14 protein-coding genes are annotated in these 16499 nt (G+C 41.2%); 6 read left to right on the top strand and 8 right to left on the bottom strand.

The features are described 5' to 3' along the window. Nucleotide 1 precedes the first annotated feature (1 nt). The 6 genes from murJ to GGE08_RS10170 all read left to right on the top strand — a co-directional run bounded on the left by murJ (nt 2) and on the right by GGE08_RS10170 (nt 6799). On the top strand, nt 2–1357 hold the full coding sequence (gene murJ, locus GGE08_RS10195) for a murein biosynthesis integral membrane protein MurJ (RefSeq protein ID WP_179384788.1): 1356 nt from the start codon (nt 2–4) through the stop codon (nt 1355–1357). Continuing rightward, nucleotides 1350–2258, top strand: a complete 909-nt coding sequence (locus GGE08_RS10190) for a glycosyltransferase family 2 protein (RefSeq protein ID WP_179384787.1) — start codon at nt 1350–1352, stop codon at nt 2256–2258. The genes murJ and GGE08_RS10190 overlap by 8 nt, the downstream gene beginning before the upstream one ends. A gap of 87 nt (nt 2259–2345) precedes the next feature. Then, entirely contained in the window at nt 2346–3455 is a 1110-nt protein-coding gene (locus GGE08_RS16180) for a glycosyltransferase (protein WP_179384786.1), read from the top strand. 51 nt (nt 3456–3506) lie between these two features. Next, entirely contained in the window at nt 3507–4427 is a 921-nt protein-coding gene (locus GGE08_RS10180; RefSeq protein WP_179384785.1) for an ATP-grasp fold amidoligase family protein, read from the top strand. Between the two features lie 94 nt (nt 4428–4521). Continuing rightward, complete coding sequence (locus tag GGE08_RS10175; RefSeq protein WP_179384784.1) at nt 4522–5586, top strand: sugar-transfer associated ATP-grasp domain-containing protein; 1065 nt, start codon at nt 4522–4524, stop codon at nt 5584–5586. A gap of 61 nt (nt 5587–5647) precedes the next feature. Continuing rightward, nucleotides 5648–6799, top strand: a complete 1152-nt coding sequence (locus GGE08_RS10170; RefSeq protein WP_179384783.1) for a glycosyltransferase — start codon at nt 5648–5650, stop codon at nt 6797–6799. Nucleotides 6800–6865: 66 nt separating this feature from the next. On the opposite strand, the gene GGE08_RS10165 is transcribed toward GGE08_RS10170, so the two are convergent. From GGE08_RS10165 to GGE08_RS10130, 8 genes are all read right to left on the bottom strand, one after another. After that, complete coding sequence (locus tag GGE08_RS10165; RefSeq protein ID WP_179384782.1) at nt 6866–8035, bottom strand: OmpA family protein; 1170 nt, start codon at nt 8033–8035, stop codon at nt 6866–6868. A 114-nt stretch (nt 8036–8149) separates the two neighbouring features. Beyond that, on the bottom strand, nt 8150–8611 hold the full coding sequence (locus tag GGE08_RS10160; protein WP_179384781.1) for a hypothetical protein: 462 nt from the start codon (nt 8609–8611) through the stop codon (nt 8150–8152). Between the two features lie 2 nt (nt 8612–8613). Beyond that, nucleotides 8614–9756 (bottom strand): N-acetyl-alpha-D-glucosaminyl L-malate synthase BshA, encoded by a 1143-nt coding sequence (gene bshA, locus GGE08_RS10155; protein ID WP_179384780.1) that lies wholly within the window; start codon nt 9754–9756, stop codon nt 8614–8616. 29 nt (nt 9757–9785) lie between these two features. After that, on the bottom strand, nt 9786–12698 hold the full coding sequence (locus GGE08_RS10150; protein WP_179384779.1) for a glycoside hydrolase family 3 N-terminal domain-containing protein: 2913 nt from the start codon (nt 12696–12698) through the stop codon (nt 9786–9788). A gap of 91 nt (nt 12699–12789) precedes the next feature. After that, complete coding sequence (locus GGE08_RS10145) at nt 12790–13272, bottom strand: ABC transporter ATPase (RefSeq protein ID WP_179384778.1); 483 nt, start codon at nt 13270–13272, stop codon at nt 12790–12792. 53 nt (nt 13273–13325) lie between these two features. Next, on the bottom strand, nt 13326–14117 hold the full coding sequence (locus GGE08_RS10140) for a (Fe-S)-binding protein (RefSeq protein ID WP_179384777.1): 792 nt from the start codon (nt 14115–14117) through the stop codon (nt 13326–13328). Nucleotides 14118–14127: 10 nt separating this feature from the next. Then, complete coding sequence (locus GGE08_RS10135; RefSeq protein ID WP_179384776.1) at nt 14128–15456, bottom strand: (Fe-S)-binding protein; 1329 nt, start codon at nt 15454–15456, stop codon at nt 14128–14130. Next, a complete protein-coding gene (locus GGE08_RS10130) occupies nt 15456–16442 on the bottom strand; it encodes an MlaD family protein (RefSeq protein ID WP_179384775.1) in 987 nt (328 codons plus the stop codon). The genes GGE08_RS10135 and GGE08_RS10130 overlap by 1 nt, the downstream gene beginning before the upstream one ends. Nucleotides 16443–16499 lie beyond the last annotated feature (57 nt).

Here is a 16499-nt window from a genome sequence, read left to right as displayed (position 1 = left end):
AATGACCAGAGAAAGAAAGACTTGGTACTCCTATTTGCATACTACTTGGCAGAAATACCAAGGCCCATTGCTTTCCAATATGCTAACAGTAGGTATTGTATCCCTGCTGGTCAAAGGAGTCAGCTTTTTTAAAGAAATTTTAATTGCTGACACATATGGCATATCAGAACTTTTAGATACTTACTTAATTGCCAGTTTAATCCCAACTTTTATTCAGAGCGTTTTTCTTAATTCGTACGGTAGTGTTTTTATACCCAATTACGTTCAAGAAAAAGAATCAAAAAAACACATGGGTGCTTTTCAAAGCTCAAGCTTCTTAATCACTATCCTGTTGGCTCTTTTAATGATAGGAATTACTTACATTGGTATTGACATATATCTGGAATCACTTTTTCCTGGCCATAATTCAACCTACTATGAATTGATAAAGACCCAATTATGGGTAATATTGCCTAGTATACTATTTTGGGGAATATCCTCACTAATTACAGGTCTTTTAATGATCGAGGATGAGTTTTTTTATTCCTCTCTAAATAATTTGTTCGTTCCAATAGTCACTATTGTTCTTTTGCTTTTATTTCAACAACAACTACAAGAAATTACCTTGGCACTTGGAATGCTGTCAGGAAGTATTTTAAGTTGTGTTTATTTAGTTATCGTAGGTATTAAGAAAAAAGTGATTTTTTTAAAAAAACCAGACTTTAAAAGCAAGAATATTCGAGTATTGTTAAGCCAAGTTCCCGCAAAAATATCATCTGGTTTAATAAACGGTGTCAACCCTATGGTTGATCAATATTTTTCGGCCCAATTAGCAATAGGTGCAATAGCCGCGCTGAATTACGGATATAAAATACCTATAGTGACAATAAGTCTGATAAGTGCTTCTATTGGGAATACCCTATTGCCATATTTCTCTAAAAAGGTCCTAGAGGGAAAGAAAAAGCTATATGAATACTTGCAAAGCGTATTAGGAAAAATTTTGATATTAATGAGCATAATAGCTTTAGTCTTGATTTTCTTATCTAAATTCATTGTCGCTATATTTTTTGAGCGAGGAGCCTTCACCTCCCAAGATACCGAACAGGTGTATGTTATTCAGCAGATGTTTCTATTACAGCTTCCTTTCTATGTAACAGGTATTGTAATGAATAAGTACCTGACGGCTCTCAATAAAAACAATTTTTTAGTGCTGTCATCTCTGGTTAGTTTAGCGTTGAACATAATCTTAAATTATATTTTAATGGAACTTATGGGAACAAAAGGACTTGCTTTGGCAACCTCATTGGTTTCGCTTGGAAATTCAACAGTTATATACTTATACATCAAAAAACTATACAAAAAACAAAATAATGTTTAGTATTATTACTCCCACATATAATCGATGCCATACCCTAGAGCGAGTGTATAATTCTATGCTTAACCAAACAGATCAAGATTTTGATTGGATAATTATGGACGATGCAAGTACCGATGACACAGAAAATCTAGTGAATTCTTGGATAGGCGAAACCAATACATTTTCCATTCAATATCATAAATTATCAGAAAATAAGGGGAAGCCTTACGCTTTAAATGAAGGGTTCAAATATTGCAATCGTCCAATTACGATTATTGCGGATAGTGATGATACTTTTGTACCTCAGACTATAGCTGAATTGAAAATGCTATGGAAAAGTGTTGATTTGAGTAGGGATGCCAAAAAAATTGCAACAATATGGACATTGACCGATGATGAACATGGACGACTGGTTGGAGAACCATTCCCGCATAATTTTTGGCAAGTAAGTTACAAAGAGCGAGTTTTGGAAAGAAAAAAGCAGGTTGCGGGTGAAAAATGGCATAGCTGGAGAACCGAAATCCTTAAGAAATATAAGATGTGTTATAGTAGCCAATCTTTTATTCCAGAAGGGGCTACATGGAAACGAATTAACCAAGATTATGACTTTTTATGCGTGAATATTGTTCATAGAAAATATTTCTCAAGTCCGGATGGATTGATCAATAAGAAAAAAACCAAACTGGAACAACAAAAAATTAAATACTATAATTCTTATTATCAACTTTATGATGTTCCATGTTTTTCTCATATCACACACCCTTTCTATAGAAGATATTCGTATGAATATTTGAAGGCAAGTTTTTACCATAAAGATAAAAAAGTAAGGCTAGGAATTAGAAAAAAACTCTGTTGCCTAATTCCGGCCGTCTTGAACATACCAAAAGGAATAATCGGCTACATAAAAGCCCATTCTCAATAAGTGCAAGTGCTCTAAAAATAACAAGAATCGATAATACTAAAGGCTTTTACTATTTTCCTAAAAAAGAAACAAACACATTTAAATAAAGTGGCTCAAAAAAAAATAAAAATCTTACTATTTATTCCAAGTCTTACACCTGGCGGAGCTGAAAGGGTCATGCTCTTTATAGCAAAAAATTTGAGTCAAGAAAAATTTAATATCAAGCTAGTTGTAATTGGTTTTGAGAATGACACCATTTATGATACAGAAGGAGTGGAAGTAATTTACCTTAAGCACCAAAATGTCAAAAATGCTTTTTTTGACATCTTTAGATTATTTTTTGTGCACAGACCGCACATTGCATTTGGTTCCCTTACACATGTAAATTATATAATTGGTCTGGTTTCATATTTTTTTCCTCAAACCATTTGTGTAGCACGAGAAACAATTGTCCTAAGCATTAGGGATTCCTTTAAAGGGAATCATAAAGCTCAAACTAAAAAGAAAGGATTTTTAAGCTTTCTTGATTCAAAAATATCAGATTTAGCACATCAGCGTATCAACTATTATATCTGTCAGTCAGAAGATATGAAAAAGGACATGGTCCAAATTGACAAGTACGCCCATAAAAGAATTACAACCATCAACAATCCAGTTTCAGAACAAATCAAAACAAAAAAGGACATTCCTGTCAAAAAGCCACTAAGATTTATAACTGTTGGAAGATTGAGCAAACAAAAAGGTTATGAAAGAATTATAGGGGGGTTATCAAAACTAACAATTCCTTTTACTTACACAATTATTGGAGATGGGACAGAAAAAGATCGTATTTTTAAAGTAGCAGACTATTATAAACTTACGGATAAAATTGAGCATATTCCCGTGAGTAAAGAAGTATACGAACATATGTCCAGTAGTCATATTTATCTTCAAGGTTCTTTTTTTGAAGGTTTTCCAAATGCTTTGATTGAGAGTTTAGGAATCGGTACTCCCGCAATCGTCTTCGATGCACCTGGCGGTATGAATGAAATTATGGTTGACGGGGAAAATGGATATTTGGTTAAAGATGATTCCGATTTTGTTGAAAAGCTTACCCTGCTTATTCATAAGCTGGATAACTTCCCCCCAAAAAAGGTATCAAGTCATGTCTTAAAAAAATTCGGTTGGAAAAAAATCATTTCTGATTACGAGAATTTCTTTGAAAGAATTACAAGCTAAAATGGCTTAAACAAATTGCTCTATCATTCGTATCTTTTAAATCCAAGACATATGAAACAAAAAATTCGACACCTATACCTCAATACCAGTCTTGGTTATGTGGTGTTACATCCCTTCTTTTTATTCTATGAATATGGATTACGGTTGATTCCAGACAAAACCTTGCTCAAACATAAATTCCGATCCAGTATGGGGTATGACCTGAATTTGAAAAACCCACGTACCCTCAATGAAAAAATCAATTTTCTCAAAATTTATGAGCGCCACCCTTTGCTCACAATAGCCGCGGATAAGTATAAAGTTCGGGGCTATATCAAAAAAACCATCGGTGAAGAGTATCTCATCCCATTGGTGCTGCACACCAAAAACCCAGAAGACATTGCACCAGAAAACCTTCCGAACTATCCTGTTATCATCAAAACCAACCATAATAGTTCCGGAGGAATTATCGTTAAGGATAAAAGCAGCATCGATTGGAACGCCAAAAGAAAAGTGTTGGCAAAACTGTTACGGGAAAATCATTACTACAGTACACGGGAATGGCAATATAAGGACATAGAGCCGAGAATCGTGGTGGAAAAGTTACTCACCGACCCCAAAGGTAACATTCCAGACGATTACAAACTACATTGTTTTAATGGAAAGTTGGTGTTTACCCAGGTCGATTTGGACCGACATACGGACCATAAAAGAAACCTTTATGATGTAAACTGGGTAAGGATACCTTGTTCATGGTTTTTTGATAATGGCAAAGACGTTTTGAAACCATTTCAATATATGAAGATGAAAGAGCTCGCAGAAAAAATAGCCAAGGATTTCACCTATGTTCGTGTGGACTTCTACAATACTGGCGAATCCATTTTCTTTGGCGAACTGACCTTTCATCCAGGGTCTGGTTATGAAAAGTTTAACCCTAATTCCTTTGATTATGAATTAGGTGAACAATTGGATTTGAAAAACATAAAAAACTAACCTTAAAGAATATTTTAGAGGTAAACTCCACATTGCCTAAACCGTAATCTTGCGTTTTTTACTTAATCTGGCAAATTCACCTTAAAACTCATATATGATATTCACTACTCTTCGTAAAATAGCGGTTTATACCAAAATAAAGAGACTCGAGTATGGTTATACCAAAAAAATCTCAAAACTAAATGCAGATACCAAGCCAGCATATTTGGATAAAAAAACAAAGAATCAGATCAAAGCCAAATATGCCCAATATGGTTTTAAGAATGTCTCAGTTGAATGGCATAGATTTTTCGGGCAATTATATAACAAAATGTGCATAGATTTCATTCCAGAGTCACTTTTTTATTGTTATATCGAGCCTGCTTTGAACAAAACCGACCTGTTCAAGGCTTGGGAGGATAAAAACTTGATAGAAAAATTCCTGACACCTGAAATAACTCCAAAAACATATGTTAAAAATTGCAACGGTTTTTATTACATCAATGACAATCCTGACTCAAAAGAAGCTGCAATAAAATATGTTTCACAATTAGATAATTTTGTAATTAAACCCTCAATGGGCACCTATGGTGGTGAAGGAGTTAAAAAAATCGAATTGAGTAACTCAAAAGACAGATTTGAACTCTTGGACTCTATTTTCACAGAGTATTCCAAGGATTTCACCGTCCAAGAAGTATTAAAACAATCGCCCAAATTGGCAGAGTTAAATCCTACTTCTATCAATACTGTACGCATCATATCTTACTTACGCCCATCTGAAACGGTAATACTGTCTGGAATAATCCGCATTGGTAAAAGTGGAGTTTTTACCGATAACTTTGCTTTGGGAGGTGTGGTATGCGGAATCGACAAAACGGGCAAACTTAAAAAGTATGCCGTAGATAAATATGGTTTTGAAACAACCGAAACCGAAAGCGGGGTTATTTTTGATGGGTTTCCAATTCCCGAATACAACAAAATTGTTGAAACAATAAAAAATCTACATACTAAGCTTCCCTACTTCAAACTAGTTTCGTGGGATATTATGGTGAATGAAAAGTCTGAAGTTAAAATAATCGAATACAACACTTTTGGACAAGGCATCAATGGACACCAAATCACAAACGGTCCCCTGTTTGGAGATTATTTCGATGAGATATTAGAGCTTTCAAGAAGGTAACTCGGCCCACACTCGTAAGTTTGATTTAATAGTCAAAACTCCACATCTTGTTTTACTTAAAATGAACCAACCACAAAAAAAAATAGCCATATTCATCAACTCCTTGGCGGGAGGTGGAGCGGAGCGGGTTACTTCTTACCTACTCCCCTATTTGGTAAATAAAGGACATGCGGTGGTGTTGGTGCTTACCGAGGAGGAGCTGGCCTATCCCGTACCCAAAGAGGTACCCATCCATTACCTAGACAAGTCTGGCAAAAATGAATCGGGAGTTGCCAAACTGCTAAAACTCCCTTGGTTGGCCTACCGCTACGCCCATTTTTTGCGAAATGAAAACATTACGCATTCCTTCAGTCTCTTGACAAGGCCCTGTTACATCAACATCATGGCGCGCTGGTTCACCAGTCATCCCTATAAACTTATGGTCAGTGAACGTAATTTTCCGAGCATGCAGTACGGGGGCAATCATTTACAGGCTAGGATCAATAACTTTTTGGTAAAGCGCTTGTACCCAAAGGCAGACCTTGTGGTGAGCAACGCTAAAGCGAGTGCCCAAGATCTCGTGGATAATTTTGGGGTGGCCAAAGAAAGGACTAGGACCATTTACAATCCCATCGATATCGATAAAATCCAACAGATGGAAGCGATACAGGACTTCTTTGATTCCAATTATGTCAATGCCGTAAGTATTGGTCGTCTGGTCCCCGAAAAAAATCATACTTTTTTGTTGGATGCCGTATTGCCCTTTAACCATCTCCGCCTCTATATTTTTGGAGAAGGGGAGCTTCGAAAATCACTGGAGGAGAAAATTCAAGGATTGGGATTGGAAAACCGCGTTTTTTTGATGGGCTTTGAGAGCAATCCCTTCCAATACCTCAAAGCTGCGGATTTTTTTCTATTTGGTTCCCTCAACGAAGGGTTCCCAAATGTGCTTATGGAAGCCATGTGTTGCGGGCTGCCCATTGTAAGTACCAATTGCAAATCCGGCCCCGACGAAATGATGGAACTCAATGAGTCCAAAACCGATGATATCATGTTTACGGATTATGGAATTCTTACTCCAGTAAATGATGTAGCCTGTATGCAGAAAGCATTGGAGTATGTATTGGAACATCCCGAATTTTTGCAAGCCTGCAAGCCCAACCTGTTGCAACGTATTCAAGATTTTAGACGAGAACCCATATTGGAAGCCTATCACCAGTTGATTACTTCTTAACGGCCATCCCTTCAAATAAAAAAGCCATGTTGAAAAACATGGCTTTTGTAATATGTTGTTTTCTTTCTAGTACTTCACTATCTCAAAATCCGACCTGCGGTTCTTGGCGTGTTGCTCTTCCGTACAACGTACACCATCGGAACATTCGTTTACCAATCGGGTCTCCCCAAATGCCTCGTGGCTTATCCTATCTGCTGCAATTCCTTTGGACAACACATATTCAACAGTGCGTTCGGCGCGGCGCTCCGAAAGCCATTGGTTATACGTTTCGGTACCCCTTGAATCAGTGTGGGCGGTAATCCTGATTTCCAATCCGGGTTCATCGTTCATAATGGCCACCAATTGGTCCAACAATTCTTTGTCATTCGAAGTCAGATACGAAGAATTGAGTTTGAAATATACATTGCCCAATGCATTGATTTTGTTTTGAAGGGCTGCTCTTCTCGCATCCTCAGCGTCTTTTTTGGCCTTTTCGGCCGCGGCCAGTTCAGCGGCTTCTTTTTCCCTTTGCAAACGTTCGGCCAGCAAGCGGGCTTCTTCTTCCGCCTTAGCAATCGAATCCTGCACCCGTTGTTGTTCTTCTTCCATCTCTTTGAGCAAGGCCAGTTTCTCTTCACCTTTTCTGGAGAGGCCTTTTTCCACTTCGAATCGATAGGCTACCCCTAAGGCATGTTGAATATGGTTGGTGCCATTTTCAGTATTCATAGCCCATTTACCGGTAGAATTGAAATCGAGCCCCCAATGATCGGAGAACCAAGTCCTAAAACCTAAAATGGCATTGTAGGTGCCTCTTCCTTGATTGTTGGCATCAGTATAACCTGCTCCAATCCCAACATAGGGATCAAAAAAACCGGTTTCCCCTAAAATCATGTTCAAATCATAGCTTACGCGAAAATCCAGACCCCAATAGTCCACATCGGCCGGATTGACCACATTATCTATAATTTTCCCTTCTTTGTATTGGTTGTAAGACCCGATGGCTTCCAAGCCGATTCCGTTCCTAAAATACCTTCCGATACTAACTCTAGAAGGATACGGGACCATATTCCAAGCCCTATAAATATCCAAAAGCTTCCCGAACTCATCTCCCGAATCATCTACCGCATTGGTTCCAACGGTTACCAACCAGTAACTTTGTACTATACTGTCCTTTTTGGTCAACTCTAGGTCTTGGGCAAAGGTCAAGGCGGAGAAAATAAAGGCCATGACCAATAAAATGGGTCTTAAACTATTCATTTGTATTGATTTGAGGTTTTCGGTTTCAAAGCTAAATCAAGCCGCTAACTTATAGAACTTTGCACTTTTAAGTGCGATAATTTTCGATAAGAAGTAAAAAAGATTTGGAAAGCACTATTTCTCAACCCGTTGAAAATGCAGACTTTTATCGATCAATGGCATTTTGTACAGATAAAACGGATAGTACATCGGCTGAATGGTTACCGCTCCCTCCTGCTCTTCTTCCCACAAGTCAATAGCAATCCATAATTCTGTTTCGGTTTGCCTTAATCGGGACAGAGCGACCTCTTTTTTGCCCTGTTGTTCGCCCAAACAGACCAAGACCAACATATCTTTGGTAAAATCAACCATGGGAACGGGCAGTCCAGGCTTACGGGTTTTATTGATCTCGCGATAGAACTTGTTCAATGTTTTGGTGTCCCGAATCTCACGTGTTTGAAAGGTATCGATGTTCGTAAAATCATCATGGTCCAGCAATAACAGTCCTTCAATCACCTCACCGCTAGGAGTGTTGCTTTCTTTTTGGGCCTTGCAGGAAATCAGTCCGAGCAGCATTATGAGAAACAGGTATCTCAAAATCAAAAGGTGTTTTTAAAACGGGATTTGAAAGCCTTTTCATAAAGGTCTTCGTACAATGGAAGAATGTGGACGATATCAAACTTGGATGCCACATTGTATGCATTTTCCTTGAATTTATCCAGAGTGGTATCGTCTTTCAAAATTTCTATGGCCTTGGCCGACATGGTATCTACATCGCCCACATTGGCCAAATAGCCCGATACACCATCTATGTTCACCTCGGGAATACCACCTGTGTTACTGGAAATGATCGCCACTTTATTGATCATGGCTTCCAACGCGGCCAAACCAAAGCTTTCCGTTTCCGATGGCAACAGGAACAAATCGGAAAAACAAAGGATTCGGTCAATCTCATTGCTATTGCCCAAAAACAACACCCAATCTTTTATGCCCAAGGATTCACAGAGGTCCTCGGCCTTTTCCTTTTCGGGCCCCTCGCCTACCATAATCAGTTTTGCAGGAATTTCTTGCTGTATCCGATAGAATATCTTTATGACATCGGGAATTCGCTTTACCTTTCTAAAATTACTGATATGGGTAATGATGCGCTCGTCGTCTTTGGCCATCATGGAGCGTTGGCAATCGGTAAATGCCTTTCGATATTTAGTGGTCTCTATAAAGTTGGGAATGACCTCTATCTCTTTTTCAATATCAAAAATATTCAACGTCTCTTGCTTGAGGGCTTCCGAAACCGAGGTCACTACATCCGATTTGTTGATGCTGAAGGTAACCGCTGGTTTATAAAAGGGATGCTTGCCCACCAAGGTAATATCGGTTCCGTGCAAAGTGGTAATCATCGGAATAAAGATGCCGTACTCCTGAAGCATTTTTTTGGCCATATAGCCCGCATAGGCATGGGGAATGGCGTAATGCACGTGCAATAGTTCAATATCGTACAGTTTAATCGTATCCACCAACTTACTGGAAAGCGCCAACTCATAAGGTTGGTAGTGGAATAAGGGATACTCGGGCACATGTACTTCATGAAAATGGATGTTGTTGCCCAAAAGTTCCAAGCGCACAGGCTGACGGTAGGTAATAAAATGTACCTCATGCCCCCGTTCCGCAAGGGCAATCCCCAATTCGGTGGCAACCACGCCACTACCCCCAAAGGTAGGGTAACACACTATTGCTATTTTCATAAGAACAAATCTACGGCAATATTCTGTACCTAGTTAATAATGGAATCATAAATGGCCTGCTGTATGCGTGTTCTCAGCCCGGATTTGATCAATAATGTATTGGTTGCGGAGGGATAGGTCCTGTTCGACAAAAAAACATAAACAATCTCTTCCTCCGGATCGGCCCAAGTATAAGTTCCTGTAAATCCGCTGTGCCCAAAACTTTTTCTGGAAACACATCCGCAGGTAGGACCTTTCTCGTCCAGTTGTGGTTTGTCAAAACCTACGCCCCTTCTCACATTTTTATTACAGAAATAGCAGGTATTGAACCGCTTTACGGTGCGGGAATTAAAAAAGCGTTCGCCACCATAATAACCGCCCTGTAAATACATTTGCATGATTTTGGCCACCTCATTTGCCGTGCTAAAAAGTCCGGCATGACCACCAACACCGCCCTGCATGGCCGCTCCCATGTCGTGGACGTAGCCTTGCACAGTCTGGTACCTGTAGTAGTCGTCCTCCTCGGAAGGAACTATCGCTTCCTTTGGAAATTTTTTCAACGGGTTGAACAAGGTTCGCTGCAATCCCAAAGGCCTGTACAAAAATTCATCTACTAGTTCGTCAATCGGACGCTGGTAGGTTTTTTCAATATATTCCTTAAATACGTAATACCCTACATCACTGTATCGATATCGATTGGACTTAAGGCTTTGCCTACCGATTTTATCGTAAATCGAATCTTTGTACGATCTAGTGAGGTATAGATGTTCCGCAACTTTATAGGGAAAAGCCTCGGAGGGATTTTCACGATAAAATTCGTTGGACGGTTTCCGGTCCTTCGTCAGTGTATCCAAATAGAAAGCGATCCAAGAAGGTAAACGCCCATAATGGGACAGGGCCTTAAGGACCGTTACGTCCTTGAGTTCCGTATCGGCATATTCAGGCATCAAATCCTTAAAAGTGTCATTGAGGGCAATTTTTCCTTCTTCCTCCATCTTCATGATCATGGGTAAGGTAGAAAGTATCTTGGTCAGCGATGCCAGATCATAAATGGATTCTGAGGTAATACTATCGTTCGATTGATAGGTAGGCTTTCCAAAATTTTTGTCATAGATTACCTTTCCCCTTCTAGCGATCAAGACCTGCGCCCCAGGGAACATGAGGGAATCCAGTCCATCGTTTACAAGGGTGTCCACCTCGGCCAAAAGCTCCGAGCTCATGCCCACCCGCTCAGGAATGCTGTAGCCCAATCGTTGAATGGGTTCAATCTCCAAACCTATGCCCACCGGAAACTCCGCATGTGCGGAAACAGGCAGTTTTCCAGATGCGCCAATGGCCCCAAAAATGACCTCGGCTACTTTTTTCTGGGCGATTTCACTGTTCTGATAGCCCATCACCACCCCGTCTATCGTATCAAAGTTGAGCACATCCAAAAGGGCGTAGGGCTTGGTAAAGACCGATAAAATGGTGTTGCTGGTTCGCAATCTGGATATTTCTTCCAACCAGAACAATTCGTTTTTGGAAAATGTATGTCCCTTCCATGGACTATCGTTGCTTTTGTGAAAGCCGATAATGACCAAGTTGAATTCCTTTAATCGCTCCTTATACTCCGCAATATCCTTGGCAGCAATCGGGGTCACCTTTTGATATTTGTTCAAAGCTTCTAAAAAGGTGCTTCCTTCATCATCCCCAAAATGGACGTAGGCAATTTTTTTGTTGTCCAATTTTTTGATGGGCATCAACGAAAAATTGTTCTTCACAACCGTGATGGCAGCCTCCATAGCCACTTCGTAAATGACATCGTTTTCGACACTATTTAGGTCTTCTACCAAATTTTCTATGGCCACAGGGCGGTAATTGTTCAATCCGGCTTTGTACTTGGCCATCAATATTTTTTTGACGGATTTTGACAGTCGCTCTTCTGTAATGATTCCATTGTTATAGGCCTCCATAAACTTTGTCTTGGCCTTGAGCACGTTCTCGGGCATCAACAACAAATCGTTTCCGGCCAAAAAGGCTTGTAGTTCCACTTCGCCTTGTGGAGCAAATTGGGAAACAGCCTTCATATTGAGCGCATCGGTGATCACCAAGCCTTCAAAACCCATCCGATTCTGCAACACATCCGTAACAATGGCTTTGGACAAGGTAGAGGGATGCCCCTCACGTGATTCCAGTGCCGGTACATCCAAATGGGCCACCATTATGGAGCTTAATCCTGCTTCCATAGTTTTTTTGAAGGGATACAGTTCCAAAGTGTCCAACCGTTCCACCGAAGAGGTGATGATGGGCAATGATTTATGGGAATCGGTAGCCGTATCACCATGTCCCGGAAAATGCTTTCCACTGGTCAAAACCCCAGCTCTCTCCATCCCCCGCACAAAAGCACGTCCCTTTTGGGCCACATTTTTGGGGTCTTCGCCAAAAGAGCGGTTGCCAATGATGGGATTCTGCGGATTGTTGTTCACGTCCAAATCGGGTGCGAAATTGATATGTACCCCAAGCCGTTTGGCATGCTTTCCGATTTGATACCCCACTTTTTCAACAAGGGTGCTATCCTGAATAGCCCCTAAGGTCATGTTCCACGGAAAGGCATAGGTAGAGTCCAACCGCATGGCCATACCCCATTCCGCATCCGAACCAATCAATAATGGAACTTTGGCAACGGATTGGTAGGCATTGGTCAATTCAGCCTGTTGTACAGGTCCTCCGACCGAAAAGATGACACCCCCAAGATCCTGTTCCTTGACTAGGTTTTTCACCCTGTCGGTAGCCGATTTTCCTTGATTGGAAGCCACGCTAACCATAAAGAGCTGCCCTACCCGTTCTTCCAAGGTCATTTTTTGATATTGACTTTCGACCCATGCCATTTGTGCCACGGAATCTTTGACCATCAAGGGATTGGACTGCCCAAGGGCTTGCAAGCAAAAAAGTAATAAAAGGGGAATATTGAGGTTTATCCGCATAAATATCTTGTCTAAAACCTGAACTTATTGCTGATAAAAATATTGCATTTCATCGAGGAATGCACACAAATTAAGATAATTTAAAAGCAGCCTACACAAATCGGGAGTGCCAGCTTTCACTCGCTGGGACTTCCCAGTTTTCAAGGTACTCCTGCTTCGTAGCCACCAGATTGTTGAACACAATGGTATTGGCGGAAACCGATCTGGCCTTCGCCAGTTTTTTAAAGTCCTTAAGGGGTTTGTAGGCGATAAATTCCCCTTGTTTAAAGGAGACATTCATCCGGTCCAAGAGCTCTACTTGGTATTTTTTTTCAAGACTTTGGATGTAGTGAACGGACGCATCAATGGAACAGCCGGAAGCACTAACGTTCGTTTGGTCCAAACCGATGACGATAAATCTTTTGTACCTGATCTCGAAGCCTGCATGCAAATGGCTCCCATGGGCGGTCCATTCCTTTAGGAATTCGGTAAGGCTCTGCTCCAATTCCTGCAATTCCTCCTCGGTAAAACTTCTGTCAGCCTGATAAATCCAGATGCGGGCATTATCTGGCAATTCATTAAAATCTACTAGCATATCTTCTATCTGATAGGTCTTTCCTTTTTGACCCGATTCATTCTTTCTATTTCTTACAATCCTTGTGAATTGGCCAATACCTCGGCAACATCCAGAACCGTAACGCTGTCCTCTTTTTCGTGGGCTTTGATACCGTCCGTCATCATGGTATTGCAGTACGGGCATCCTGTTGCGATAATCTGTGCCTTGGTTTCCAGGGCATCCTTGGTCCGCATCACATTGATGTCCATATCGCCTTTTTCGGGCTCTTTGAACATTTGCGCTCCCCCTGCACCACAACATAGGGCCGTTTTTTTGAATCGTTTCATCTCCACTACATCGGCTTTGGTCTTGGTGAGCAGTTCGCGTGGCGCATCAAAAACGGAATTGGCACGCCCCAAATAGCAGGGGTCGTGAAAAGTGATGCGTTTTCCTTTGTAGCCATCACCATCCATTGTCAAACGTCCGTTATCGATAAGCTCTTTCAAGTATTGGGTGTGGTGCAGCACCTCGTAGTTCCCTCCCAGTTCCGGGTATTCATTTTTAATGGTATTGAAGGAATGTGGGTCACAGGTAACGATACGCTTGATTTCGTAACCGTTCAAAAGCTCGATGTTCATCATGGCCTGCATTTGGAATAAAAATTCATTGCCAGCACGTTTGGCCACATCGCCTGTGGAACTCTCTTCTGTTCCCAATACAGCAAAATCAACATTGGCCTTGTTCAATAATTTCACAAAGGCACGGGTAATCTTTTTGGCGCGGTCGTCGTAACTTCCAGCAGAGCCCACCCAAAACAATATTTCGGGCTGTTTGCCTTCTGCCATAAACTCCTGCATGGTCTTTACCTTCAATTGCTCGCTCATAGTGCTTTTTTTATTCGTTTACCCAATTCAACCGGTCCATTTGATTGTAGGGCCATGGGGCTCCATTGTTCTCGATATTGGACATCATATTGTTCAGTTCCATTGGGGCTGCGGACTGCTCCATTACCAAATATCTTCGCATTTCCACAATAATGGACAACGGATCTATGCTCACCGGACATGCTTCCACACAGGCGTTGCAGGTGGTACAGGCCCAAAGTTCCTCACGGGTTATGTAATCGTCCAATAACTGTTTGCCGTCCGGAACAAACTCTCCCTTGTTGGCATCCATATTTTTGCCCACTTCCTCCAAACGGTCGCGGGTATCCATCATGATTTTTCGGGGCGACAGCTTTTTACCGGTCTGATTGGCCGGGCATTCGGAAGTACATCGACCACATTCAGTGCAGGTATATGCATTGAGCAATTGCACCCAATTCAGATCCATCACATCGGAAGCCCCAAATTTTTCCGGTTCCTCTGTAGTGTCCTCTTCCGCAGGAGCCGCAAAGGGGTCCGCATCGGGATCCATCATCAATTTTACTTCCTTGGTAACGGATGCCAGGTTATTGAACTGTCCCTGTGGCTTGACCCTTCCATAATAGGTGTTGGGAAATGCCAAAAGGATATGTAAATGCTTTGAGTAATAGAGGTAATTCAAAAATGCCAAGATGCCCAAAATATGTAGCCACCATGCCGTTCTTTCCACCAAAATCAAAGAGGATTCCGAAAGTCCTTCCAGTAGCGGCAGCAAAAATTGGCTTACCGGGAAAGCTCCTGCCCTATTGTAGTGCTCCGCACCCATCTGCTGCAATTGAAAATCGGCAGCATTCATGGTAAGGAACAAAACCATCAGTACCAATTCGATATACAGAATCAAGTTCCCATCGGTTTTGGGCCATCCCTTCATTTCCGGTTTGATGAAGCGTTGGATACGGATGATGTTCCGTCGCACCCAAAAAACGATTACGGCCACGATTACCAAAAGGGCCAGAATTTCGAAGGAACCTATCAAAAAGTTGTACACAGAACCCAAAGGAGAGAACAGCCGATGTGTTCCCAGAAGTCCATCGAGGATAATTTCCAGCACCTCTATATTGATGATAATAAAGCCCACATAAACAATAACATGCATGATACCTGCAATCGGCCTAACGACCATCTTGGTCTGCCCCAGGGCGATTCTTGCCATGTTTTTCCAGCGTTGTGCTTTGTTGTCGCTTACATCGACGTCCTTGCCCAGTTTAATGTTCCGGGTCAATTTTTTGACATTTCGAACAAAAAAACCAATGCCCGCGATCAGGGCCAGGGCAAATAAAATATTGGGCACGTATTCCATTAGTTATTTTCTTTTGGTTCGTTTGGATTCTCCTGTTCTGCGGGATCATCCGCCGGTAGTGTGTACTCTTTTTGTTTTTTGCCGAAAACGGAAACATTGACGTAACGTTTCGGGTTCAGTCTAAAGTCTTGTAAAAGCAAGTCCAATTCCCTAGAGGCTTCGGCTAGATTATTGTACAGTGCATCATCCTTGTGCAATTTCCCCAAGGAGCCTTCACCTTCCTCTATTTTGGCCAAAATACCGTTCAGCTTGCTCACCGTGCCTTGAAACTCGGCCAAAGTTTTTCCTAAATCGGCATTGACCAACGAATCGGAGAGTTTGGAGAAATTGGAAGTGATATGGTTCACGTTCTTCAAAGAACTGTCCAACTGGGTTTTGTTGTTTTCGAGCAGTACATTTAGATTATCGGCACTGGCCTTAAAGGAACCCACCAATTGGTTCATGGAAACTATGGCCTCTTGAAGCTGTTTTTTGGTGGGGTCATCCAATATTTGGTTTACGTTCATCAGCAATGAATCGGCATTAGAGACCGCACCTTCCACTTTCATTTGAAGCGGTGTCAGTTTTTGCTGTACCAATTCGGTAAGGCCCGGTTTTATTTTTGATGGTAAGGTATCTCCCGATTGGGCTTTTGGGCCATCATCGAACACGGGAACAATCTGAAGGCCCTTTCCACCGATGATACCAGTGTCAAACAGCTCAGCTATACTGTTTTTGGAAAATTCGAACTTATTGGTTACCGTTAAGGTCACCAATAATTTTCCCGAGCTATCCTTAAAACGGATATCGGTCACATTGCCCACATTGAAACCATTGATAGACACTTGGGTGCCGGGCTGTAAACCACCTACATCATCGTAAACGGCATAAAACGTTTTATTGTTCTCAAAGAGTGGAGAGGATTTTAAGTAGCTAAGCCCAAACAAGAAGGCTACGATTCCAGCGACTACGATAATCCCAGTTTTGATTTCCCTGGATAGTTTCAAAAGATTCGGTTTATGATTTAAACAAAATTAGGAATAATTTTCTCAAGAGACCATTTG

The sequence above is a fragment of the Allomuricauda sp. ARW1Y1 genome, assembly GCF_013407935.1.
Classification (GTDB): domain Bacteria; phylum Bacteroidota; class Bacteroidia; order Flavobacteriales; family Flavobacteriaceae; genus Flagellimonas.
Note: the sequence above shows the minus strand (reverse complement) of the source record. Positions and strands in the feature narration are given on the sequence as shown.

Excerpts from the sequence above, each read along its gene's own strand:
- bshA (WP_179384780.1), bottom strand. The coding sequence starts at position 9,756 with ATGAAAATAGCAATAGTGTGTTACCCTACCTTTGGGGGTAGTGGCGTG.
- GGE08_RS10190 (WP_179384787.1), top strand. The coding sequence starts at position 1,350 with ATGTTTAGTATTATTACTCCCACATATAATCGATGCCATACCCTAGAG.
- GGE08_RS10140 (WP_179384777.1), bottom strand. The coding sequence starts at position 14,117 with ATGAGCGAGCAATTGAAGGTAAAGACCATGCAGGAGTTTATGGCAGAA.
- GGE08_RS10145 (WP_179384778.1), bottom strand. The coding sequence starts at position 13,272 with ATGCTAGTAGATTTTAATGAATTGCCAGATAATGCCCGCATCTGGATT.
- GGE08_RS10175 (WP_179384784.1), top strand. The coding sequence starts at position 4,522 with ATGATATTCACTACTCTTCGTAAAATAGCGGTTTATACCAAAATAAAG.
- GGE08_RS10170 (WP_179384783.1), top strand. The coding sequence starts at position 5,648 with ATGAACCAACCACAAAAAAAAATAGCCATATTCATCAACTCCTTGGCG.
- GGE08_RS10150 (WP_179384779.1), bottom strand. The coding sequence starts at position 12,698 with ATGCGGATAAACCTCAATATTCCCCTTTTATTACTTTTTTGCTTGCAA.
- GGE08_RS10180 (WP_179384785.1), top strand. The coding sequence starts at position 3,507 with ATGAAACAAAAAATTCGACACCTATACCTCAATACCAGTCTTGGTTAT.
- GGE08_RS10135 (WP_179384776.1), bottom strand. The coding sequence starts at position 15,456 with ATGGAATACGTGCCCAATATTTTATTTGCCCTGGCCCTGATCGCGGGC.
- GGE08_RS10165 (WP_179384782.1), bottom strand. The coding sequence starts at position 8,035 with ATGAATAGTTTAAGACCCATTTTATTGGTCATGGCCTTTATTTTCTCC.
- murJ (WP_179384788.1), top strand. The coding sequence starts at position 2 with ATGACCAGAGAAAGAAAGACTTGGTACTCCTATTTGCATACTACTTGG.